The following is a 23,576-nucleotide window of genomic DNA, read 5'->3' on the forward strand; positions in this document are numbered from 1 at the left end:
TCGCTGATTAATCAAGCATTTCGAGTAGCACGTCAACGATGACTTACCGACCTTGTTAAGGGTACGGTAAGCCGTTTGTACGACGATGCGAACGATTAAGCGGGTAACTGACCGCTAATTCGGCACCACTCTTCACGTTCTACGATCGGGTCGATAGTGAGGCTGTCGCGGTAGTGATTGGCGACGTCTTCTGCTTGGGTATCGAGGACACCAGACATCGCTAATTGGCCGCCGGGTTTGATGAGTCCTTTGATCACGCCAGACAGCTCACGGAGTGGACCGGCCAGAATATTGGCCACGACCACATCGGCCTGGAGATCGGCCGGTTGGTCTTTAGGCAGATACAAGTGCAGTTGGTCGGCGACACCGTTGCGCTCTGCGTTATCTTTGGACGCCAGTAGTGCTTGAGGGTCGATATCAATGCCAATCACACGTTCGGCACCGAGTTTGATGGCGGCAATCGCGAGGATCCCAGAGCCACAACCGAAGTCGATCACTGTCTTACCACTGAGGTCGAGTCCGTCGAGCCATTCGAGGCACAGAGCGGTAGTCGGGTGTGATCCTGTGCCAAAGGCGAGGCCAGGGTCGAGCATCACGTTGACGGCATTATCATCAGGGACTTCGCACCAAGTTGGGCAGATCCACAAGCGCTCACCAAACTGCATTGGCTTGAAGTTATCCATCCAAGCGCGTTCCCAGTCCTTATCCTCAAGCTGTTCGACCTTGTGGGCAAAGTTGTCCGCCAACAATGGGCTCGTGTTCAACACTGCCAACACGGTCGCCATGTCCGCTTGGGCGTCGTATAACGCCATGATGTCGGTTTCGCCCCACAGACGGGTTTCACCAGGCAAAGGTTCAAAAACAGGCGTGTCTTTGGCATCTAAAAAGGTGACGGAAAGGGCGCCCGCTTCTTCCATTAGTAGGTCGCCAATGGCTTCTGCATTTTCAGCAGTTGCATTTAGTTTTAATTGGATCCAAGGCATGGTGAATCTCGTGTCGGAAAATATCTCCCTATTTTATCAGACTGGTACCCAAACCGCTTGTGTTCTCAGCTTCGCAATTTGATTTGCACTTTGCTTTTAACCTTGGCTTTTGTACGTAAATTGGCAACTTTTCATGGTGAAAAAACACACAATGGTTTGATCATATAGCCTTAAAGCGAGATGGCACAAAAATTGAACAGAGTTGGTGATTAAGGTGTCACGAGTAGCAGATGAGGAGAGAGGGCATGCGGGACAATGGGGCAGTTACGCAAAAAGAAGTGCGGTTTAATGGTCGCGGTGAGCTGGTGTCGCGCACCGATTTACGCGGTAAGATCCAATATGCTAACGACGCGTTTGTATCTATCAGTGGTTTTACCCGTGATGAATTAATAGGTAGCGATCACAATCTGGTTCGCCACAAAGATATGCCGCCAGCCGCGTTTGCTGATATGTGGAAAACCATTAAAGCGGGCAATAACTGGCGTGGTATGGTCAAAAACCGCTGTAAAAATGGCGATCATTATTGGGTACAAGCGTTTGTTTCTCCTGTGATTAAAAACGGCAATATGGTTGGGTTTCAATCTGTGCGCAGTGAGCCAAGCCGTGAAGAAATTGAACAGGCTGAGAGCTTGTACAAAAAAATGCGGCAGAATCCATCGCTGGCATTACCTAAACCATCAGTTACTCAGCGCATCCAACTTCGCYACTTTTTTCACGCCGTTTTGATCCTGATGAGCATGCTTGGCTTGGCTGGTGGGTATATGGCGTATTACCAAGAAAACTATGTTGTCATGGGGCTTGTCGGCACTATGGTTGCCCTGGCCGCAGTGAGCACGTGGGTGGTGCAAAATCGTGTGATCGCCGCCATCAAAATGACCAGTGAGGCCTTAAATAACTTAGCCTCTGGTAACCTCGAAAATGCCAATGAGCCGGTTAGATATGACGAAATGGGCCAGCTGGCGGACAATTTTAAAATGGTTAAAGCACGCTTCGGCGCAGTTATTGGTCAAGTGATTGAAAATACTAATTTGCTTATTGACCAAGCCGACAAGTTGTCCGGTAAAGGGCATGGTGTGAAAAATACGATGGAGGCGCAGGTCTCTCAGACAACACAAGTGGCCAGTGCTATGTCACAAATGACCTCCACTGTTGATGAAGTTGCGCAGAATATGAATCGCACGGCGGAAACGATCGAACAAACGCAAGCGAGGGTGAATGAGGGCGCGGGCGTCGTTACCCAAGCGACGACGAGTATGAACACCTTTATCGGCGAACTGGAAGCGACCATCGAGCAGATCCAAAAGAGCGCGGATGAGAGTCAAAAAATTACCACAGTGACAGAGACCATCAGTGATATTGCCGAGCAAACCAATTTACTCGCTCTCAATGCTGCCATCGAAGCGGCGCGAGCGGGCGAACAAGGACGCGGCTTTGCTGTGGTGGCCGATGAAGTGCGTGGTTTGGCTCAGCGTACACAGCAAGCGACGGGCGATATTCGAGACATGCTTGAGGGGCTGCAATCGGGTATTCGCCAGTCCTCAGAGCGGATTGTGAGTAATAATCAAACGGCACAACAAACGCTCACGTATGTGACAGAGTCGAACCAGGTACTGAATGACATATTGGATAAGGTTAATGATGTCAAACAAATGGGCATTCAGGTTGCGGCGGCGGCTGATCAGCAAGCCAGTGTGACCAAAGAGATGAGCGAAGCGGTGGAAAAAATCCACACACAAAGCCAAAGTGCCAGCAGTGAAGCAACAGAGACGTCACTCATTGCTCGTCAATTGACTGAGCAGTCGCATATGCTGAGTGACATATTGAGTGACTTTACCGTCAGTGGGCAAGCGTCAACAAAAAAAGATTTTAGTGCGATTAAAAATGCCCATTTGGCTTGGAAAACCAAAGTAAGAGACTTTTTAAGTGGTGATAGTAGCGCCATGAATCGTGAGGTTGCTTGCTCGCATCACAAGTGTGCGCTCGGCCAGTGGTACTATGGCGAGGGTAAGGCTCAGTATGGGCACCTCAATAGCTATCGCGCGCTCGAGAAACCACACGCTGAGCTGCATCGGACGATAAAATCAATTATTGAACTTGACGATAAGGGCGATCGCGCGGGCGCAGAAGAGAAATACCTGCAGATTGAACCGCTTTCTAAGCAAGTTGTGGCGGGGATTGAAGCGTTAGAACGCGAGATGACGTAAAGCATGAAAAAGCCGCCGGATGAACGGCGGCTGATTATATGCAATGTCTTATTTAAGACAATCCGAGTTTCTTCTCGAGATAGTGAATGTTGGCACCGCCGTGTTGGAAGTGCTCATCGTTCATAATATCGATTTGCAGCGGGATATTGGTTTTAATGCCATCAATCACGGTTTCGGCCAGCGCATTGCGCATACGAGCAATCGCAACATCGCGGTTCTCACCGTAACAAATCAGCTTACCTATCATGGAGTCATAGTGAGGAGGAACACGATAGCCCGCATACACGTGTGACTCCCAACGCACACCCATACCGCCAGGTGAGTGGAAACGCTCAATTTTACCCGGGCTTGGAATAAAGCGCTCAGGGTCTTCRGCATTAATACGACACTCGACCGCATGGCCGCGAATGCGAATATCATCTTGGGTAAACGACAGAGGCTGACCCGCTGCAATGCGCAGTTGCTCTTTGACCAGATCGACACCGGTAACCATTTCAGTGACAGGGTGTTCAACTTGGATACGGGTGTTCATCTCGATAAAGAAGAACTCGCCGTTTTCGTACAAGAATTCAAAGGTACCCGCGCCGCGATAGCCGATTTCGATACAGGCACGGCAGCAACGTTCGCCGATAAACTTACGCATCTCAGCAGTGATGCCTGGCGCTGGAGCTTCTTCAACCACCTTTTGGTGACGACGTTGCATTGAGCAATCACGTTCACCGAGGTGAATAGCGCCACCTTGGCCGTCAGCCAAGACTTGCACTTCGACATGGCGGGGGTTTTCAAGGAATTTTTCCATGTACACCATGTCGTTGCTAAACGCGGCTTTGGCTTCGGCGCGGGTCATCGCGATGGCATCCACCAGTTCGGCTTCAGAGCGAACCACACGCATACCACGGCCACCGCCGCCGCCTGACGCTTTAATGATCACTGGGTAGCCAATACGTTTGGCGATGGTTTTGTTCTTGTCCTGATCGCTGCCCAATGGGCCGTCAGAACCAGGGACACAAGGGACGCCTGCTTTTTTCATCGCTTCGATCGCAGAGACCTTGTCACCCATTAGGCGAATGGTGTCGGCTTTGGGGCCGACAAAGACAAAGCCAGAGCGCTCTACTTGCTCAGCAAAATCGGCGTTTTCCGACAGGAAGCCATAACCTGGGTGAATCGCCACCGCGCCGGTGATTTCAGCTGCGCTGATGATACGAGGAATATTTAGGTAGCTTTGGTTGCTCGGCGCAGGACCGATACAAACCGTTTCATCCGCTAACAGGACGTGCTTTAGATCGCGGTCTGCAGTGGAGTGTACCGCCACCGTTTTAATGCCGAGTTCTTTACAAGCACGCAAGATCCGCAGCGCGATTTCACCGCGGTTGGCGATAACAATTTTATCTAACATACGGCCCTCGCTTATTCGATGATTACGAGTGGTTCGTCGAACTCAACTGGCTGGCCGTCTTCACACAGAATCGCTTTTACCACACCGCTCTTATCTGCTTGGATCTGGTTCATCATCTTCATCGCTTCAACGATACACAAGGCATCACCTGCATTGACTTGGCTGCCAACTTCAACAAACGGTGCGGYATCTGGGCTTGGCGCGCGATAGAAAGTACCCACCATTGGCGAAAGAACTTGGTGACCCGTCGGTTCTGGTGCGCTTGCTGGCGCTGCGGCTGGCGCTTCTGCGGCCGGTGCAGCTGGGGCGGCAGGCGCAGGCATGGCATACTGTGGTGCAGCAAACTGAGGCGCGGCAGGTGATGAACGGCTGATGCGTACCGACTCTTCGCCCTCAGAAATTTCGAGCTCAGCAATGCCTGACTCTTCAACCAGTTCGATCAATTTTTTGATTTTACGGATATCCATGGTGTCGTCTCTTCTTGTGTTTGTTTTACTGAGCTGCAAACGCCAAATGGCGCGCAGCTGCCGTTAATGCGAATTCGTAGCCATCTGCTCCCAACCCACAAATTACACCGACAGCCTTGTCAGAGAGGTAGGAATGATGACGGAAGGGTTCTCGAGCATGCACATTGGAAAGGTGCACCTCGATAAACGGGATCCCAACACCGAGCAACGCGTCGCGCAGGGCGACGGAGGTGTGCGTAAAAGCGGCAGGATTGATAATGATAAAATCCACCTCACCCATGGCTTGGTGAATAGCATCAATCAGGTTGGCTTCACTGTTGGATTGTAAGTGCTCAAGGTGAAGCCCCAAGGTTGCCGCTTGGGCATGCAACGCGGCGATGATTTGATCGAGCGTTTGGCTACCGTAGTGATCGGGTTCACGCTGGCCTAGCAAATTGAGGTTTGGGCCATTTAAGACTAAAACACGGTTATTTGTAGACATCTTGACGCTTACTTCTCCTATTTGCTGTCAATATGCAGCACTTTGTGGATTCCAGCCTGATGGCATGCTGAATGGGCTTCAAGCACGCCGATTTGTCCTTAGTGGGCTCAATTATAGAGAATTCACCGCAAATCGCAGCAAAATACTGGTCTAATCAGCACACTTCCCCTTTATGGTGTAGCAAAAACTGTCGCGATTGTCGATTGCTGAACTGTCAAGGTTATGTGTTTTTTATCGACAATAAGGATAGGAGTGGTGTTCGCCCAGACAGTTCAGTGGTACAGATCATAAAAACAAAAAAAGCCGCCCGTAGGCGGCAAAGGTTGCTAAGCAATCGTGTCGTTGCGCTACACCACGTTTTCTTTCTCGGCAATCAGCTTGTCGACCACACTCGGATCGGCCAGCGTTGAGGTGTCGCCAAGGCTACCAGTATCACCGGTGGCGATTTTGCGCAGAATACGGCGCATGATTTTTCCTGAACGCGTTTTGGGTAAGGCGTCGGTCCAATGGATAAAATCGGGCGTCGCAATAGGACCAATTTCTTTGCGTACCCACTCTTTCACCTCTTTATGTAGCTCGGCGCTGGGCACCTCACCAGCGTTCAGAGTGATGTAGGCATAAATCGCTTGGCCTTTGATGTCGTGTGGCACACCCACGATGGCGGCTTCGGCAATTTTATCAAAGGCCACTAACGCGGACTCGATTTCTGCGGTCCCCATTCGGTGGCCGGATACGTTAAGGACATCATCGACACGACCTGTAATCCAGTAGTAGCCGTCCTCATCGCGACGCGCGCCGTCACCGGTAAAGTACATGCCCTTGAAGGTTGAGAAATACGTTTGCTCAAAGCGGTCGTGGTCGCCAAACACGGTACGCATTTGTCCCGGCCACGAGTCCAGCATCACCAAATTCCCTTCAGCCGCACCGTCGACAATGTTGCCGACGTTATCAACCAACGCAGGTTGTACGCCAAAGAAGGGTCGGGTGGCAGAACCGGGTTTGAGGGCGGTCGCGCCGGGCAAGGGGGTGATCAATATGCCGCCGGTTTCTGTTTGCCACCACGTATCCACAATCGGGCTTTGACGATTGCCAATGGTGGTGTAGTACCATTCCCAGGCTTCTGGGTTAATGGGTTCACCCACCGAGCCCATAATGCGCAGTGAGCTACGTGTCGTTCCCTCAACGGCTTCGTTACCTTTAGCCATCAACGCGCGGATGGCGGTCGGTGCGGTATATAAAATATTCACTTGGTGTTTATCAACCACTTCGCTCATACGGGCGGTTGATGGGTAGGTGGGCACGCCTTCAAATAAAATAGTCTTCGCACCGTTAGCTAGCGGGCCATAAATGAGATAGCTGTGGCCGGTGATCCAACCCACATCGGCAGTACACCAGAACACCTCGCCGTCTTGATAATCAAAAACGTATTTGAAGGTCATCGCAGCATATACGAGGTAGCCGCCTGTGGTATGCAGCACCCCTTTTGGTGTCCCGGTTGAGCCAGATGTATAGAGGATAAATAAAGGATCTTCGGCGTTCATTGCTTCGGGAGGGCAATCGGTTGATGCATTTGCGGTGGCTTCATGCCACCACACGTCGCGACCTTCGTGCCAATCAACTTGCCCCCCTGTGCGTTTGAAAACTAGCACGTTATTGACCGACGTAACTTTGCTGTTGGCAAGGGCTTCATCGACGTTCTTTTTCAATGGCACTGCACGGCCGCCACGAACGCCTTCATCCGCGGTAACCACGACTTTAGCGTTGGAGTCGATAATACGTCCTGCCAGCGCTTCAGGTGAGAAACCGCCAAATACCACTGTGTGCACGGCGCCAATACGGGCACAGGCGAGCATCGCGACCGCGGCTTCCATGACCATCGGCATATAAAGACAGACTACATCACCCTTTTTCACGCCATTGTCTTTAAGCGCATTGGCAAATTGGCACACCTGTTGGTGGAGCTGCTTGTAGGTCAGCGTGGCATCGTCCTTCGGATCGTCTCCTTCCCAAATTAAGGCAACCTGATCGCCTTTGTCGTTAAGATGACGATCGATACAGTTGGCGGCCACATTCAAGGTACCATCTTCAAACCAACGAATATCGACGTGGCCGGTATCAAAAGAGGTATGTTTCACCTTGGTATAGGGTTTGATCCAATCAAGAATTTGCCCGTGTTCGCGCCAAAAGCCTTCGGGATCGGTCACTGATTGCTGATAAAGCGCTTGGTAGGTGGCTTCATCCGCGTGTGCCTTTTGTGCAATTGAAGGCATGACGGGGTATACGTGACTATCGCTCATCCTGTTTCTCCTCGTGTCCGCGTAATCTCATGCGGCGCTTCCATGTCGTGAGATGTCAGGCTGTACCGCTGCCTGGCAAATGAAAACCATGTCCTTAAAGGTGTGACAGTTCGTGGGGTCCGGCAATTAGACTTTAGGATGAGGCCATTGATTTATAAGTGGTTTGTGCGCTTGTTGGACCATAGATTGGGGGGTTGATCTCACTTTTTGTGCAATACGTGTCGTAAAGCTGGGTCGCTGTTGGCTATTGCGAACGTAGCATAGGCATGTCGCCATATTGCAAGCGCACGTAAATCAAGGCGGCGGCGATGGTATCGTCCAGTGCATCATGACGGGCGGGCAAAGGGAGGTCTAAATGGCGACTGATCGCTTCCATGCTGATGTCATGGTAGGCATTGGGCAGTAAACGCTCTAATTGACGTTGATAAATATCGCTAACTTCTATCACGGGATTGGGTAACGGAAAGCCTAAAAAACGCCGTGAGTAGCGGTCTAAGATCGTTTTGTCGTAGCGAATGTGGTAGCCAACCAAAGGATGGTTATGGATGAAGGCGATTAACGTCGTCATGGCTTGCTCAGCGCTGACACCCTGTTCAAGATCTTGATGGCGCAACTGATGAATGCGGACCGAGCCTGCGTTCAAGCTTTTTGGCGCCACCAAGGTCAAGGTGAGCGCCTGGCTGGTGAGTATTCGATTCCCTTGAATTGGAGTGGCGGCGATAGTGACGAGTTCTGCACGCTCTGGATCCAAGCTGGTGGTTTCGCAGTCGAGTGAGATCACTGTGCTGCGATCCGAGGGTAAGAAGAGCGCGCGGTAGGACGATGTCCGCAATCGGTAGCGGTACCATTGACGTGACAACCAGTTCACGTTAGTCCCTCACATGGTAGTGATAGGCGAGGGATTCTTTGAACTTTTTCACCACATGTAAACCGTGACGTAAAAGATCTCGCTCACTGGAAGGAAGCGCAGAGACATCGATATAGTTACTCTGTTGTTCACCACTTAATTGTTGGCGTAACCGCAGTCGGATAAATAGCTTCAGCGCCTCGGCGAGATTCTCTGCCGTTTCTTCGGCCAGTGTCCCTATGGTGGCCAGCCTCTCAATCCGCTCAAAGGTATTGGTTTCGCTGACCCCTTTTTCTAGGCTCATAGTGCGAATGCCGTGCACAATCGGAAAGATGCCGCTTTTTTGATGTCGAGCCCTTCTTTACCACTCTTTAATGAGCCAAACACCGTCAAAGGGACTTTGAACGCCAATGCCGGGCGCACAAAGGTATTTAAGGTCAGCATATTATCGGTGAGCGAGGCTTTAAGTGGCGTTTGAATCGCGTCGATAAGCTGGCTGTCGCCCGCAACAGGATGCGCATCGGCGAGAATGGCTAAATCCATCACGCTTTGATGATTAGCACTTTGCGCTAAGTTACGAATGGTTTGTTGCCATTGAGACGAGCTTTTCACCCACTTGGGATTACTGACCATCACCTGCCCAGGGCAGGGCGGATAGCCGAGTAGGTTTAAGGTATGTGAAAAGGCCTCCATCACGGTTTGGCACTCGGGCCAAGTGAGATCATCGGCCAAAATGAGTGCGTTATCTTGATCGGTTTTAAGCACTTGCTCGCCGCGTCCTTCCGAGCCCATCACCACTAAACAGCATTGCTGCTGATAGGGCTCGGGCACGATGAGGCGAAACGCTTTTTCCATGATTTGTTCATTCACGGTCGCGATGAGCTTCATCACAAAGCGGGTGTGGATACCGTTGTTAAATAGGGTATGAACCAATTTGCTTTGGCTATTTGCCGCTAACACCAGTTCATCGACGGTTTGCGCGCGTGCAATGCGTAAGTTAAGTACATGAGAATGGGTGGAGAACAAGCTCAGCACTTGCGGAAGATCGAGTGTGCCCACGGTCTGTCCCTGATCATCGACGACACGGACACGCTTCACTCGCTGACGAGTCATGGTGATCATGGCATGAAAGAGAAAGTCCCCTCGCTCGACGCTTATCACGGGGCGGGTGGCGATATTTCCCACCGGGACCGATTGGTCATGGCCGTCGAGCACCAAGGCATGCAGTAGATTGGTGCGGGTAATAATGCCGCAGCTCCCATCCTCGTAATCGACCAAGGCACAATCACAGCGTTGTGCCTTCATTTTTGTGGTGGCGTCACTAAGGGACACATCGGGTGTTACGCACAGCGCTGGTTGAATATTGCTATCGTCAATGCGAGTGAGCATGAACTCGGCTAAGTTCTGCTGCTGGCGAGCTTGTGCGATTAGCTGCTGACGGCGCTGTAAGTTGGTATCGAAGTAAGCACTAAAATCTTGATTGGTATGATAAATGGCGAGGAACACCTCGGCAGGCAGTAAGTGACATAAAGTATCTTCTAGGGCGCGATATTGGTGCTTGGCGGTACCGTTTAATATCGCTGGGACATCAAATAGGTCATCCGTAGTGTAGTGCGAAAAGGTTTCTTTGCCGTCTTCCGACACCTCTTCCACACTGCCTTTGATAATGATAAAGAGCTGATCGCCACTATCACCGGCGGCGAGCAGCGTATCGCCACGTCGGAAGTAGGCAACGTCTATGGCTTGGCGGCATTGCTTGACTTGGGACGCCGTCAGGCAATCAAACGGTGCATGAGAGGTGTCAAACGGTTCAGGCATAATTGCACTCCCCACAATAATATTTCTAGTGTGTCGCACGTTACCTGTTCCGGCTAGCCGACTTTAGTCTAGCCAGTTGCGGCGAAACCTAGGCTGAGATCAACGAAGTGATGAGGATATTCGCTGAGTAGGGCTTTTTTTCATGTCAAAGAGTTGAGACACTTAGCCGCGAATCTATCTTGATGTGAAGTAATGAAATGAGCTTGTCCCACTGTTCACCTTTTCGTTGGCTGTCAGAGTACTTTGGCGGTTTCTTTTTCTCTTACGGAGTCTACTTGCCGTTTTGGGCGGTTTGGTTTGATTACATGGGGTTGCATGCCGGGGTGATTGGTACGCTGATTGGCTTGGGCTTTGCAACTCGTTGTGTGGCCAACTTAGTGTTTACTCCCAAAGTGCAGCGGGTGGAGTCGCTACTGCCTGCACTGCGTGGCTTAACCTTAATGGCGTTGTTAACCTGTGCCTTGCACCCTGTAATGGGAGCGAACATTGCGTGGCTCGCGTTGGTGACTGTGCTCTTTAATCTGGCGATTGGGCCATCGGTGCCTTTGTCCGACGCGTTAGCGAACTATTATGCACGTCATCAGATTATCGACTATGGTCGAACACGCTTATGGGGGTCGATTGCTTTTATTATCGGATCAAGCTTGACCGGATGGTTGGTAACCGAGGAAACCGCCGCGATTATCCCTTGGGTTGCGATTGGAGGCTTGTCGGCTTGCTTACTGTTAACCTTACGTCGCCCGACAGTAATGCCGGAAAGTGAGCATGATGCGGCCCACAGTAAGGTGTCGATGCGCCAACTTTTTCGTGACCCTCACATTGTGGTATTCCTGCTAATTGCCTCCTTGCTACAAGGCAGTCATGCCGCGTATTACAGTTTTAGCGCTATCTATTGGAAGCATGCCGGTTACAGCGAAAGCATCGTGGGCTATTTGTGGAGTCTGGGTGTGGTATCGGAAGTGGCGGTTTTTGCGCTGGGAGCACGTCTTTTTGGTGGCTGGTCTGCCAAAGCCTTATTCCGTCTTGCCGCTCTCGGCGTGTTAGTGCGATGGGGGATCACTGGCTCAACGACAGCCTTAGCGCCAGTGATAATGGTACAACTTCTCCACGGAATTACCTTTGCCGCCGCCCATTTGGGTGCCATGCAATATATTCAACGCGAATGTGGGACTCGCCTTGTCGCGGTACAAGCCGCCTATAACGCTCTTCCCATGGGCGCGGTGGTCGCGGCGCTGACGGCAGCTAGCGGTTGGGTGTATGACTTTTCTCCAGCGTGGACTTTCTATGCGATGGCGTTGCTTGCACTGCCGGCGCTGTTACTGCCTTTGCATGAACCTCAGTACCAACAAGCAAGAAAGGCCCGCTTGCAGCAAAGTTAGCCACGAGGCCCACAAAGCCGAGACAGGAAGATTGAGCCGGTGTCTGTCGCGTGTTACACCCTTCTAGGCGGACGAAAAATACGCAGGGGTCAGGAAGGGAGTCATGACACAAGGCTGGGTAATTGTCTCGGTTTCATTATTATACATGGGGACGCTGTTTGCCATCGCATGGTATGGCGACAGCCGCCCGCGTTGGCTACGAACGTGGCGCCCTTGGATCTATAGCCTTTCTATCGCGGTCTATTGTACCTCGTGGACTTTCTTCGGTACGGTCGGTCAAGCCTCTAGCTCGCCGTGGTCGTTTTTACCTATCTATTTAGCGCCCATTTTAGTGTTCACGCTGGGATGGCGCTTTCTCGCCCGCATGATCTTAATTGCCAAACGAGAGCACATCACCTCGATTGCCGACTTTATCGCGGCACGTTATGGCAAATCACAAGGATTGGCGGTAGCCGTTACTTTGATTGCTGTCATCGGTGTCCTGCCTTATATCGCGCTGCAGTTGCGTGGTATCGCCATGGGATTAGATGTGCTTTCGCCTGAGCTCGGAGCCAGTATTGGCCTAGAGCAACCCCAAATTGCATGGTTAGTGTGTGTCTCGTTAGCGATGTTCACCGTGTTGTTTGGCACACGCCATATCGATAGCACTGAACACCACCGCGGTATGATGATGGCAATCGCGTTCGAGTCGATCGTCAAGCTGGTGGCTTTCTTAGGCATTGGCGTATTTGTGGTGGTGCTCTTATTTCAAGCGCCGAGTTTGCCCATGAGTCTCGAAGAGTCCGGCGTGATCGGGCGGCCAGATATTGGTAACTTGATCATTCACACCTTACTGACGGCTGCAGCCATTATTTGTTTACCTCGTCAGTTTCATACCATGGTGGTGGAGAATACCCGTGCCAGCGACCTCAATACTGCCCGCAAAGTGTTCCCTACCTATTTATTGCTGATGTTGGTATTCGTTTTGCCGCTCGCGTACGCCGGACAAATGCTGATCCCGGATGCCCCTGCGGATACGTATGTGATTCGTTTGCCCTTATCGGTTGGTGCCGAAGGTATGGCGTTATTGGCTTTCATGGGGGGCGCATCAGCAGCGAGTGGTATGGTCATTGTCTCGACCATTGCGCTGGCTATTATGGTCTCGAATGATCTGGTGTTACCCCTTTTGCTGCGGCGGATGAAGATGACGTCGCGTAATTTCACGCAGTTCTCTGGCCTTTTGCTCAACGTCCGTCGCGCCTTAATTTTCCTGATTCTTATTGCCGCTTGGGGCTTTTACCACCTGATTTTAACGGTGCCAACATTATCCGAAATTGGCTTTCTCTCTTTTGCGGCCATTGCGCAGTTTGCTCCCGCGATGATCGGTGCCTTGTATTGGCGCCAAGGTAATAAGAAAGGCGTGTATGCGGGGTTAGCGGTAGGATTTAGCTTGTGGTTGATCACCATGATGACGCAAACCGGTATGCTTGCCGGCGATGGGCAGAGTAACCTGTTGATTTGGGTGATCACACCACCGGCGATTGCGCCTATTGCAACGTTAGACCCCATTGATTGGGGCTTGGCATTTAGTGTGTTAATGAACGCTGCCAGTTTTGTGGCCGTGTCACTGTTAACCCGACCGTCTTTGAGTGAGCGATTGCAAGCCGCCGCGTTTGTGGGCATGCCGCTACCAGAAAGTGAAGATGCACGCCTATATCAAAGTCGAGTCACGGTGGCAGAACTGGAAATGCTTGCGGCCCGTTTTGTTGGCCGGCGGCGGATGCGTCAGGCATTTAGCCAATTTGCCGATCAACGTGGCGAAGACCTGATCCCGCAACAGCAAGCAAGTGCCCCCTTGATTCGCCATACTGAGCGTGTGTTGGCGGGAGTGTTTGGGGCATCGTCTGCGCGGCTGGTGCTATCGTCTGCCTTACAAGGGCGGAATATGCAGTTGGAAGAAATTGCCACCATTGTTGATGAAGCGTCTGAGCTGTTTGATTTCTCGCGCGGTTTGCTCCAAGGCGCCATTGAACATATTAATCAAGGGATCTCGGTGGTCGACAAACAGCTACGGCTGGTGGCGTGGAACCAACGTTATATTGATATGTTTCAGTTTCCACCCGGATTAATTCAGGTGGGACGCCCGGTCGCTGATTTGATTCGCTTTAATGCCCAACGCGGACTTTGTGGACCGGGCGATCCGGAAGAGCATGTAGAGAAACGAGTCCATCATTTAACACGCCGTCAGCCGCATACCTCCTCACGTGTGCACCCTGATGGACGGGTCATTGAGCTCCAAGGTAACCCCATGCCCGGTGGTGGGTTCGTGATGACCTTTACCGACATTACTGCGTTTCGCCAAGCGGAGGCGGCGCTTAAGCAATCCAATGAAACCTTGGAAGCACGAGTGACGGAGCGCACGCGTGAGCTTGAATCCCTCAATAGCCGTTTGATTGATGCCACCCGTAAAGCTGAATCGGCGTCTCAGTCGAAAAGCCGTTTTCTCGCGGCGGTCAGTCACGACTTGATGCAGCCTTTGAATGCGGCGCGCTTATTTGCCTCCTCGCTATCGGAGATTGCCCATAATACAGACACGCAACGGGTTGCTGGCCACATCGAAAGCGCACTGGAAGGGGCGGAGGATTTGATTGGTGACTTGCTGGATATCTCGCGATTAGAGTCGGGCAAGATGAAAGCGCGGATTGAACACTTTGCATTAAATGATGTACTCACGGCATTAGAAGCAGAGTTTGGCGTATTGGCCAACCAACAAGGCATGCGCTTTGATGTTCAACATTGCCAAGGCTGGGTACGTTCAGATAAAAAACTGCTTCGTCGCGTACTGCAAAACTTTTTGACCAATGCCTTTCGCTATAACCCGAGGGGGCGGGTGTTATTGGGAGTACGTCGCGAAAAAAATCGATACCGTATTGAAGTGTGGGATGATGGAGAAGGGATCCCGCATGATCGTCAGCAAGATATTTTCCAAGAATTTACTCGCCTTGACCGTCAAGGTGCAGAGCAAGGATTGGGGCTGGGACTTGCGATCGCGAAAGGGATCAGCCAGATCTTACAGCAGCCGCTTGGGTTGCGCTCTTGGCCCGGCAAAGGCACGGTTTTTTCTATATCGGTTGATCAAGGCACTCCCGAGGCCGTGGTGCCCGCCGAGCCGCGCTCACACAGTGCTGCTTCGGCGAGTGCGCTAAAAGGATGCCGTGTGCTGTGTGTGGATAACGAAGCCGATATTCTAACCGGCATGGCACAGTTGTTATCGCGTTGGGGGTGTGATGTGCGTTGTGCGCCGGATGTCAGTGGCGCGATGCAACAAATTAATGATGATTGGCACCCAGAGTTTGTGCTCAGTGACTACCATTTAGCTAATCAACAAACGGGGCTGCAGGTCTTACAACAATGTCAGTTGCGTTTAGGGCGCTGTTTCCGTGGCGCGATTATTAGCGCAGATCGCAGTGCTGACATTCAACAATCGGTCACTGGACTGGGGTTTGCTTACATTTCCAAGCCAGTAAAACCACTCAAACTTCGCGCCTTATTACAGCAACGAGGACAGTAATGGACCCATTTAGTATTTCTCGTCTCGACACAGACATTGGCACGGTCCGAGTGGAAGGTCGGTTTAACCCCGTGGATGGACATATCGACATAGACGATCTTGCCCATTTGGACAGTAATGGCTGGGCGGACGTGAACCATTGGCTGACGGAGCAGGCCTATGAGCATAAAGTCGCTACGATCTTGCACGCCATTCGTGGTTACTTAATCGGAAGCGACACGTAGCAAAGTCTAGGAGGCGTCCTGTGCTTTCTGATGCTCGCTGTAGAATGTTTTATGCTCAATAAAGGTGGTCGGTGCCTCGGCAAAGTAGTAGCTGCCATCTACACTCACCGCGAGACGAATTTGCGCTTGTGCATCGGCGGGGGCGGGAAGTGACACCTGCCAAGTCGTGCCTGTTTCATCTGTCGCTTGCATTGACTGTGGTTCAGGCTCGGTGCCTGTATTCGTCATGCTAATCTGTGCTCCCTCGAGAGGTAAAGCGCTCGCTAAGCGCAGTGTCAGCGTATTGTCTTGCACACCGTCAGATTCCAGTTTTAACTTCATATCGCCATTTTCAAGAGCGCAAAAGCCACTGGTGTAGCGGCAATTCGAGCGCACCGCAAGCGGGTAGCTTTGTCCCGGCTGCGCGGCGGTGGGCGGCTCAGTGACGGCTGCATCAACGGCGAAATAGGCGATTATAGCGAGAATGGGCGTGACCAGCATGGCGATAACGACATGCTTATTGGTGAGAAAACGCGTTACCGTCGACATCATGCCTCTCCTTGGCTTAGGGGTATAGGTTGGATATTACGTCAATAGGGTGAAGAGAAAAGCCCCCGCAGGGGCTTTTGTGGTGTGGCACACACTAGTGTGATTGCGCGTCACCAGCACCTGATGGCACGCGGACGTGTTCGACCAAGTCTTGTACTTCTTGTGGAGTTTCTTCTGTCATACGAGAGACAATGATAGCCACAATAAAGTTACAAATTGCACCAACTGCACCAAAGGCATTAGGTTCAATCCCCAAGATCCAGTTACTGCCTAGGCCTTCTAGGTAAGTCCAATCAGGGATAAATAGGATCCCTTTGTGTTGGAATACATAGAAAAGAGTGACACTGATACCTGCAACCATCCCGGCGATCGCCCCTTCCTTGTTAATGGTCTTGGTAAAGATACCCATCATCAGTACTGGGAAGATTGATGAGGCGGCGAGACCGAAGGCGAGCGCGACTGTCCCAGCGGCAAAGCCTGGAGGATTCAAGCCGAGGTATCCTGCAACCCCGATAGCGACAGCCATAGATATCCGACTGGCAAGGAGTTCGCTTTTTTCGCTAATTTGCGGATTAACGACCCCCTTTATCAAATCGTGAGATATTGCTGACGATATCGCGAGCAACAATCCCGCGGCGGTCGACAATGCAGCAGCGAGGCCACCGGCAGCCACTAGCGCAATGACCCAGTTAGGTAATTTGGCGATTTCGGGGTTTGCAAGCACCATGATATCGCGGTCAACACGAAGCTCATTGGTTGCAGGATCGGCGGTATACTGAATCTTCTGATCACCGTTTTTATCTTCAAAACCGAGCAGACCAGTGGTTTCCCAATTTTTGAACCAATCAGGACGCTCGTCATACATCAAGTTATCCCCGTTTGGCAGGTTAACGGTGTCCATCAAGTTTAAGCGAGCCATGGCCGCAACGGCAGGCGCTGAGGTATACAAAATCGCGATAAAGAAGAGTGCCCAGCCAGCGGATGTTCGCGCATCGCGTACCTTAGGCACGGTAAAAAAGCGGATAATCACGTGTGGTAGGCCTGCAGTACCAATCATCAGCGACATGGTATAGGCAAACATATTGAGCGTACTACCACGCACCGCGGTGGTGTACTCAACAAAGCCGAGTTCGGTGACCACCTGATCGAGCCGGTCAAGTAAGTATTGATCTGTTCCTACTAGAGTGCTTCCCAAGCCAATTTGAGGCAGTGGGTTACCGGTGAGCTTTAGTGAGATAAAGATTGCGGGAATAGTGTAAGCCAAAATGAGGACGCAATACTGAGCGATCTGGGTGTAAGTAATGCCTTTCATCCCGCCCATGACCGCGTACATGAAGACGATACACATACCAATCAAAAGCCCCGTTGAGTAATCGACTTCTAGGAAGCGACCAAACGCGACTCCAACCCCTTTCATTTGACCGATAACGTAAGTTACCGAAGCGATAATTAAGCAAACCACCGCCACGATACGCGCGGTCTTCGAGTAAAAGCGCTCACCGACAAACTCCGGCACGGTAAATTTGCCAAATTTACGCAAATAAGGAGCAAGCAACAGTGCAAGCAAGACATAACCACCAGTCCAGCCCATCAAAAAGACCGAACCGCCATATCCCATAAAGGCGATTAAGCCTGCCATGGAAATGAACGACGCGGCGGACATCCAGTCTGCAGCGGTTGCCATTCCGTTTGCGACGGGGTTGACTCCGCCGCCCGCAACATAAAACTCTTTGGTTGACCCTGCACGTGCCCAGATCGCTATCCCGATGTATAAGGCGAAGGTAAAGCCAACCACGATGTAGGTAATGGTTTTTAAATCCATGCGTTTGTCCTCTTACTCGTCGTCAACACCGAACTCGCGATCGAGCTTGCGCATTTGTCTGGCATACACATAAATGATGCCAAGGAAGGTATAAATTGAGCCTTGTTGAGCGAACCAAAATCCCAACTTATAGCCTGCGATTTGAATTGTATTGAGGGCATCAACGAATAAGATCCCGCAGCCGAATGAGACAATGAACCACACAACCATCAAACTGATCATGAGCTTCACGTTTCTGTCCCAGTAGGCTTTCGCGTGTTCCTTGCTTTGAAACGCCATCGCCATCTCCTTGTTTAACACGTTAATGTAATGTTACAAGAAGACGATAGCAGTGGATGGACAAAGCGACATTGCAACTTTAGTCGAGCTACAAGCGCGCCAATATGGCGAAAAGACAGGATTTTTGTGAGCTAGGTTGGGCTAGCTCGGGTTGAGCTAGCCACGAATTGCGCCAAAGGTCTAAGTCAGGTGATAAAACTTTTGGATCCCTTCGAGCAAATTAGCAACGGCGACGGAGGCGAGGATCAGGCCCATAACACGACTGACAATCGAGGCACCGACGTTGCCGATCACTTTATGTATCACATTGGCCCCAAGGAGTAAGACCAAGGTCGCGACTAAGACTAAAAACATCACTCCGGCAGTAATGGCTTGCTCAGCAATGGCATAGCGGTTGTTATCCGTGAGCATGACAATGGCCATCATCGCGCCGGGTGAGGCGATAGAAGGCACCGCCAAGGGATACACCGCGGTGGCGGCTATCTCGGCCTTATCCACGTTTTCGCTGAGCATTTTGGCTTCTTGACTGGGTTTGCCCTCGCCGAAAATCATGGTTAAGGAAAATAACAGTAATACCAGTCCGCCTGCCGCTTGAAAGGCGGGCAAAGGGATTTGCATGGCTTCGAGTAAAATCTGACCCACAATTAAGAAGAACAATAAAATCGCGAAAGCGATCGCCACCGCCTTCACTGCCACGCGGCGCTTTTGTTTGGGGGTCATGTGGCTGGTTTGCGAGAGATAGATGGGCACGCTACCGACAGGATCGATCACGGCCCATAAAATCACGAATTGCGTAGCAAGAATACTTAACATAAGCGGCGCTCCAAGGTCGAGATGTGGCGCTAGCGTATCAAAGTTCGATATTCGATTGCTGCAATAAAATCACCGCTTGGGTGCGATTTTTTACCCCGAGCTTGCGAAAAATAGCCGTCATATGGGCTTTGATAGTGGCTTCGGAGACCGCTAAATCGTAAGCGATCTGTTTATTCAGCAAGCCATCGCAAAGCATACGTAGTACTTTGTATTGTTGCGGCGTTAAGGCGGCTAATTTGCTCGACAGGCATTCACTGTCGTCATCGTCACCTAAATCATCAGGAAAGCAGGGGGTGCCTTCGAGGACTTGGGTTAACGATTGTACCAGCGTACGCATATCGCTGGATTTAGGAATAAAGCCGAACGCGCCATGGGAGCGCACTTGACGGATTACACTGGGCTCTTCACTGGCGGAGACTACCACAATCGGCAGCGTCGGGTATTGGTGACGCAGGGCAATTAATCCCGACATGCCATTGGCCCCCGGCATTTTTAGATCCAGTAGCACTAAATCGACCTCAGCATCGCGTGCCAACAGATCGTTCAAACTATCCAGACTATCTGCTTCGAGTAGATTCGCGCCGCTGACAGCCATATGCACTGATTGAAATAAGGCATTTCGAAACAGCGGATGGTCGTCAGCGATCACAATGGTATGTTGCGCTTCCATGGTGTTTATGCCGCTCCCGTGTTTCTTTCAACGCTACCACTGGGTGTGCGGTTTATCAATTTTGTAACAAAGGAACTAAGAGATTGATCATTCCTCGCTTTTGGCCCGAATCATGAGTCCGTGTTCAGAAAGATGGGAGAGAAATGTCTCGGGAGGTAAAAAGCCGGTAACGCGTGCGGTGTCATCCCGTTCACCACTGGATAGCCAAAAGTCGAGGGTGGGCAAGCCCGCCACATTTTGGCGACGCATAAGGGCAAAATCTTCAGGGCGATTATGGCTAAGATTCACTTTAATCCGGTACATTCGGTTAAGTTGCTGGGCCACGCCTGGATCGGTAAAGGTTTGTGTGGCGAACTGCTTACACGGAATGCACCAATCGGCGTAGTAATCGACAAAGGCGATTTTCTGACTCGCGGCGGCGTTGGCGAGCTCTTCATCAAGCGCTGTTTGGCTGTTGACGGTCACAAACGTTGGCGCCTCGACGGTATGCGATGCGTTTGCAGGAGTGGTGGCTTGCTGCGAGCGAACAATATAAAGCGCACTGGCGCCCAATGCGGCAATCAACACCCCAGCAGTCAGTGCGAAGCGGCGACCCTGTCTCATACTTTTTCCTTTTCATGCTAATAGGATGAGTATACACAAATACCATGATCACACCGCATGGGTGTGCGACTGGATCAACTGACCGGGCGTCATACCAAACTGACGCTTAAATGCGGTGACGAAATTAGAGGGATGATGGTAGCCCGCCCAGTAAGCTGCTTCGCCAATTGACATTGCCTCATGCAGTAACTTTTCTTTGACCACCGCGAGCCGGCGGCGCCGAATGTAATCAGACACGGGCACGCCCAGATGGGTACGAAAACGACGCTGCAATGTGCTGCGACTCAGGCCGCACGCCTGCGCGATGGTCGATAAGGTTAATGCGGTATGCAGTTTGGTTTCAATATACGCGACGGCTTTTGCGACTTGTGGTTCATGGGTGGTAGGGATGTGTTCGACAACAGGCTCAATGATCCGATGAGCGGCTTGGTCACACAGATGCTTGATGATGGTGAGTGCATGTAGATGCTGGGTCAGGGAATCAGCCTCATGTTGCCTATTAATACTGGGTAATAAGGCGCGAATGGAGTCAAGTATGGAGGTACTCGGTTGCCAGCGTACACAGCCTAAATGATGGCGATGCAAGGTACTAAGCAGTGGTAAGGCTTGCTCGTCTGCATACCCCTCAAGCCACTCGGGTGGCAGCGATATATTCACTTTTTTCAGGTGGTTACCTTCAATTAAGCGACGGCGAAAGGTGCTATCACGACACACGGAGACGGCAAGTGCTTGGGGCTGGTGGCGTGCATCACACCGATAGGTGTGACCATCGTAGGCAAACTCCAGCACGCCCTCGAGCACTATCACTAGCGTGATCCCCAGATGGGCACGGTGGAGTACATTGGCATCACATAACTCATCGGTGATCCCGCCATCGATATGTAACCCTCCCGGGCATAAGGTATGTGAGAACTGCCCTCGCACCAGAGATTGCGTCCGTTGCGAGTGGTGAGCCATGATCTCGGCGTGACCCTCTGCGATGGATTCTCGTTGTGTGCAAACAACAGAGACGGGTGCTGCCATAGTGTTCCCCCTTAACATGCTGCATCAACGCGCTATGCATAAAAGCTCTGCGCATAAAAGCTTGATGCACGCGCATAATTCTTTTTTCTTCCTGAAAGTCACTTAAACAGTAACATAAATGCGAATTAGTATCATTTAGTTGTTTGGGTTGCCCAAGAAGGAAATGAATTATGACGTTGTTACTTCCCGCCAAAGCCCGTCCGGCTTTGCTTGCGCTGAGCATAGCCAGTGCTTTGTGTCCCTCTGCGATGGCCGATAGCCCTGAAGATGAAAGCATAGAAACGGTATCCGTGTGGGGCACAAAAGTGTCTAGCTCCTCCCGTTATCTGGGGGAAGCTGATCTTACCGTGAAGCAGCCCGATCACCTTTCTGACTTATTACGTGATATTCCCGGTGTGGATGTGGGCGGCACGCACTCGCTTACCCAGCGTATTAATATCCGTGGCTTTACGGAACAAGATTTGGATATCACCGTCGATGGCGCCTCACAAGGCGGTAAAATGTTCCACCACATCAGCAACCTCACTTTAAATCCTGACATTTTGCAGCGTGTTGATGTCGCGGTGGGCGCATCGTCGATTCTCACCAGCGAGCTGGGGGGGGCAGTCGCGTTTGAAACGAAAGATCCGTACGATCTCTTGCGTGCTAATGAGACATTTGGKGCACGCCTGAGTGCGGGCTGGGGCAGTAACGATTACCAGCAAGGCTCGTTGACCGTTTATGGATTGTTGAGTGATGAATGGGATGCGATGGCATATATCAGCCGTTTTGATCGCGACGACTTTAAAGACGGTAATGGGCATCGAACCTTCGGCGGTGAAGGTGAGGTCACTAATGGCTTAGTGAAACTAGGTTGGGAGCCTGCGAGTGGGCATCGCTTTGAACTCAGTTATGACAAGTATCGCGATAAGGGCGATTACCTGCCGCGTCCTGATATGGGTGTGAGCTTCAACCGCAATCGTACGGGCGAAATGACACTGCCAGTGACCTACGATCGTGATACCGCGACGATCAACTACGAATACACGCCGTCACAAGCCATCGAAGTGAAAGCGTTGGCCTATTATAACCAGCTGTCACTCACCCGTGATGAAACCGAATTTGCTACCCACCCATTTCTGGCTGACCGCAAAGGCGTCAACGTGGCAGAAGACACCAATATTGGGGTAAAACTCAGTGTATCGCAGCGTATTGGCGATCATCAGCTCGCGTACGGTGCGCACTATGAAAACCAAGACAACGACACCCAATTTGCCAAACCAGGTGTACAGATTTTGGAATCGGCCGACAAGATTGCGCTGTATGTAGAAGACAAGATAGCGCTGACCTCACGTTTTTCGGTGACCCCAGCAGTGCGTTATGACAGCTTCGATCGCCGAGCGACCAGCTCGAGTCAGCGTTATGATGATGTGTCGTTGGCCTTGGGTGCAGAGTTTGTCGCTACCGACTATCTCACCGTGTTTGCCAACAGTCGAGAGCTGCACAAAGCGCCGCCATTGAATGAATCATTTACCACCACAGCACTGAGTGAAAGCGCGGATAAAGACTTGAGAGCCGAGCATGGCCGGACCGATGAAATTGGTGTGCGCCTCTCGAATGCCGCGGCGCAAGAAGACTACTTGTTAACCGCCAATCTGACGGTGTTTCGCACTGAGCTCGATGATGAAATTGTGGTGCGTAGTTACAAAGATGGCAGTGGTAACTGGGCTTATGAAACCACCAACCGTGGCGATGCCACCTATCGTGGCTTTGAAGCCAGTACCTATTGGGCATGGCAGCAGTGGACGGCGTCAGCCAGTTACAGTCGCACGGATGTGAGTTATTCAGAGGCGTATCAACTGGATCAAATTTTTGGTCGCGCTCGCCACCTCGGCGATACCCTTGCCTTGAATGCGGATTACGCGTTGAACCGCTGGGATGTGCTGCTGGGGTGGAACACCCAAATTCAGCGCTCGACCACTGTTCCTGATAGCAACTTGACCAAACCGGGCTACACAGTACACAACGTGTTCGCTCAGTGGCAACCAATGACGGTAGACGGGTTCACTTTGACGGCAGGGATCGACAACTTGTTTGACAGTCGCTATCGCTCGCATGCGTCAACGTCAGGTGAACGAGGCGCAGAAATTCTCGATTACGAGCCTGGCCGCAACATTAAATTGACGGCGTCCTATCAATTTTAACGCGATGAG

At 51.4% G+C, this 23,576-nt stretch carries 18 protein-coding genes and 1 pseudogene; 5 read left to right on the top strand and 14 right to left on the bottom strand.

Features of this window, described 5'->3' with window-relative positions; all coding sequences use genetic code 11:
• Positions 1-95 precede the first annotated feature (95 nt).
• Positions 96-983: a 50S ribosomal protein L11 methyltransferase gene (prmA, locus tag BZJ19_RS14080; RefSeq protein WP_077676101.1), complete on the bottom strand. Its 888-nt coding sequence runs from the start codon at positions 981-983 to the stop codon at positions 96-98.
• A gap of 245 nt (positions 984-1,228) precedes the next feature.
• On the opposite strand from prmA, the gene BZJ19_RS14085 reads away from it, so the two are divergent.
• Positions 1,229-3,187: a methyl-accepting chemotaxis protein gene (locus tag BZJ19_RS14085; RefSeq protein WP_162274225.1), complete on the top strand. Its 1,959-nt coding sequence runs from the start codon at positions 1,229-1,231 to the stop codon at positions 3,185-3,187.
• Positions 3,188-3,239: 52 nt separating this feature from the next.
• Here BZJ19_RS14085 and accC read toward each other — a convergent pair whose 3' ends face one another.
• The 6 genes and pseudogenes from accC to BZJ19_RS14115 all read right to left on the bottom strand — a co-directional run bounded on the left by accC (position 3,240) and on the right by BZJ19_RS14115 (position 10,493).
• Complete coding sequence (gene accC, locus BZJ19_RS14090) at positions 3,240-4,583, bottom strand: acetyl-CoA carboxylase biotin carboxylase subunit (RefSeq protein WP_077676103.1); 1,344 nt, start codon at positions 4,581-4,583, stop codon at positions 3,240-3,242.
• An 11-nt stretch (positions 4,584-4,594) separates the two neighbouring features.
• On the bottom strand, positions 4,595-5,050 hold the full coding sequence (gene accB / locus BZJ19_RS14095; protein ID WP_077676104.1) for an acetyl-CoA carboxylase biotin carboxyl carrier protein: 456 nt from the start codon (positions 5,048-5,050) through the stop codon (positions 4,595-4,597).
• A 25-nt stretch (positions 5,051-5,075) separates the two neighbouring features.
• Positions 5,076-5,531: a type II 3-dehydroquinate dehydratase gene (gene aroQ, locus BZJ19_RS14100; protein ID WP_077676105.1), complete on the bottom strand. Its 456-nt coding sequence runs from the start codon at positions 5,529-5,531 to the stop codon at positions 5,076-5,078.
• Between the two features lie 347 nt (positions 5,532-5,878).
• Positions 5,879-7,828, bottom strand: coding sequence for an acetate--CoA ligase (gene acs, locus BZJ19_RS14105; RefSeq protein WP_077676106.1), 1,950 nt, complete (start codon positions 7,826-7,828; stop codon positions 5,879-5,881).
• A 244-nt stretch (positions 7,829-8,072) separates the two neighbouring features.
• Positions 8,073-8,696 (bottom strand): 3'-5' exonuclease, encoded by a 624-nt coding sequence (locus tag BZJ19_RS14110; RefSeq protein ID WP_077676107.1) that lies wholly within the window; start codon positions 8,694-8,696, stop codon positions 8,073-8,075.
• A gap of 1 nt (position 8,697) precedes the next feature.
• Positions 8,698-10,493: pseudogene (locus BZJ19_RS14115) on the bottom strand (DUF294 nucleotidyltransferase-like domain-containing protein).
• Between the two features lie 197 nt (positions 10,494-10,690).
• Here BZJ19_RS14115 and BZJ19_RS14120 point away from each other — a divergent pair.
• From BZJ19_RS14120 to BZJ19_RS14130, 3 genes are all read left to right on the top strand, one after another.
• Positions 10,691-11,872, top strand: coding sequence for a 3-phenylpropionate MFS transporter (locus BZJ19_RS14120; RefSeq protein WP_077676108.1), 1,182 nt, complete (start codon positions 10,691-10,693; stop codon positions 11,870-11,872).
• A gap of 103 nt (positions 11,873-11,975) precedes the next feature.
• Positions 11,976-15,422 (top strand): hybrid sensor histidine kinase/response regulator, encoded by a 3,447-nt coding sequence (locus BZJ19_RS14125; RefSeq protein ID WP_077676109.1) that lies wholly within the window; start codon positions 11,976-11,978, stop codon positions 15,420-15,422.
• A complete protein-coding gene (locus tag BZJ19_RS14130) occupies positions 15,422-15,646 on the top strand; it encodes a hypothetical protein (protein ID WP_077676110.1) in 225 nt (74 codons plus the stop codon). Before BZJ19_RS14125 ends, BZJ19_RS14130 begins: the two co-directional genes overlap by 1 nt.
• 6 nt (positions 15,647-15,652) lie before the next feature.
• Here the strand turns inward: BZJ19_RS14130 and BZJ19_RS14135 are convergent, their stop codons facing one another.
• The 7 genes from BZJ19_RS14135 to BZJ19_RS14165 form a co-directional block, all read right to left on the bottom strand.
• Positions 15,653-16,177, bottom strand: coding sequence for a hypothetical protein (locus tag BZJ19_RS14135; RefSeq protein ID WP_235608245.1), 525 nt, complete (start codon positions 16,175-16,177; stop codon positions 15,653-15,655).
• 91 nt (positions 16,178-16,268) lie between these two features.
• On the bottom strand, positions 16,269-17,996 hold the full coding sequence (locus BZJ19_RS14140; protein WP_077676112.1) for a sodium:solute symporter family protein: 1,728 nt from the start codon (positions 17,994-17,996) through the stop codon (positions 16,269-16,271).
• 12 nt (positions 17,997-18,008) lie between these two features.
• Positions 18,009-18,275: a DUF4212 domain-containing protein gene (locus tag BZJ19_RS14145; RefSeq protein ID WP_077640716.1), complete on the bottom strand. Its 267-nt coding sequence runs from the start codon at positions 18,273-18,275 to the stop codon at positions 18,009-18,011.
• Positions 18,276-18,455: 180 nt separating this feature from the next.
• Positions 18,456-19,088, bottom strand: a complete 633-nt coding sequence (locus tag BZJ19_RS14150) for a MarC family protein (protein ID WP_077676113.1) — start codon at positions 19,086-19,088, stop codon at positions 18,456-18,458.
• A gap of 37 nt (positions 19,089-19,125) precedes the next feature.
• Positions 19,126-19,758, bottom strand: coding sequence for a response regulator transcription factor (locus tag BZJ19_RS14155; RefSeq protein ID WP_077479082.1), 633 nt, complete (start codon positions 19,756-19,758; stop codon positions 19,126-19,128).
• Positions 19,759-19,845: 87 nt separating this feature from the next.
• On the bottom strand, positions 19,846-20,361 hold the full coding sequence (locus BZJ19_RS14160; protein ID WP_077676114.1) for a thioredoxin fold domain-containing protein: 516 nt from the start codon (positions 20,359-20,361) through the stop codon (positions 19,846-19,848).
• Between the two features lie 48 nt (positions 20,362-20,409).
• Entirely contained in the window at positions 20,410-21,384 is a 975-nt protein-coding gene (locus BZJ19_RS14165) for a helix-turn-helix transcriptional regulator (RefSeq protein ID WP_157891205.1), read from the bottom strand.
• Between the two features lie 170 nt (positions 21,385-21,554).
• On the opposite strand from BZJ19_RS14165, the gene BZJ19_RS14170 reads away from it, so the two are divergent.
• Entirely contained in the window at positions 21,555-23,567 is a 2,013-nt protein-coding gene (locus tag BZJ19_RS14170; RefSeq protein ID WP_077676116.1) for a TonB-dependent receptor domain-containing protein, read from the top strand.
• The last annotated feature ends 9 nt before the right edge of the window (positions 23,568-23,576 follow it).

The organism is Salinivibrio proteolyticus, from assembly GCF_001996165.1.
Taxonomy (GTDB): Bacteria; Pseudomonadota; Gammaproteobacteria; order Enterobacterales; family Vibrionaceae; genus Salinivibrio; species Salinivibrio proteolyticus.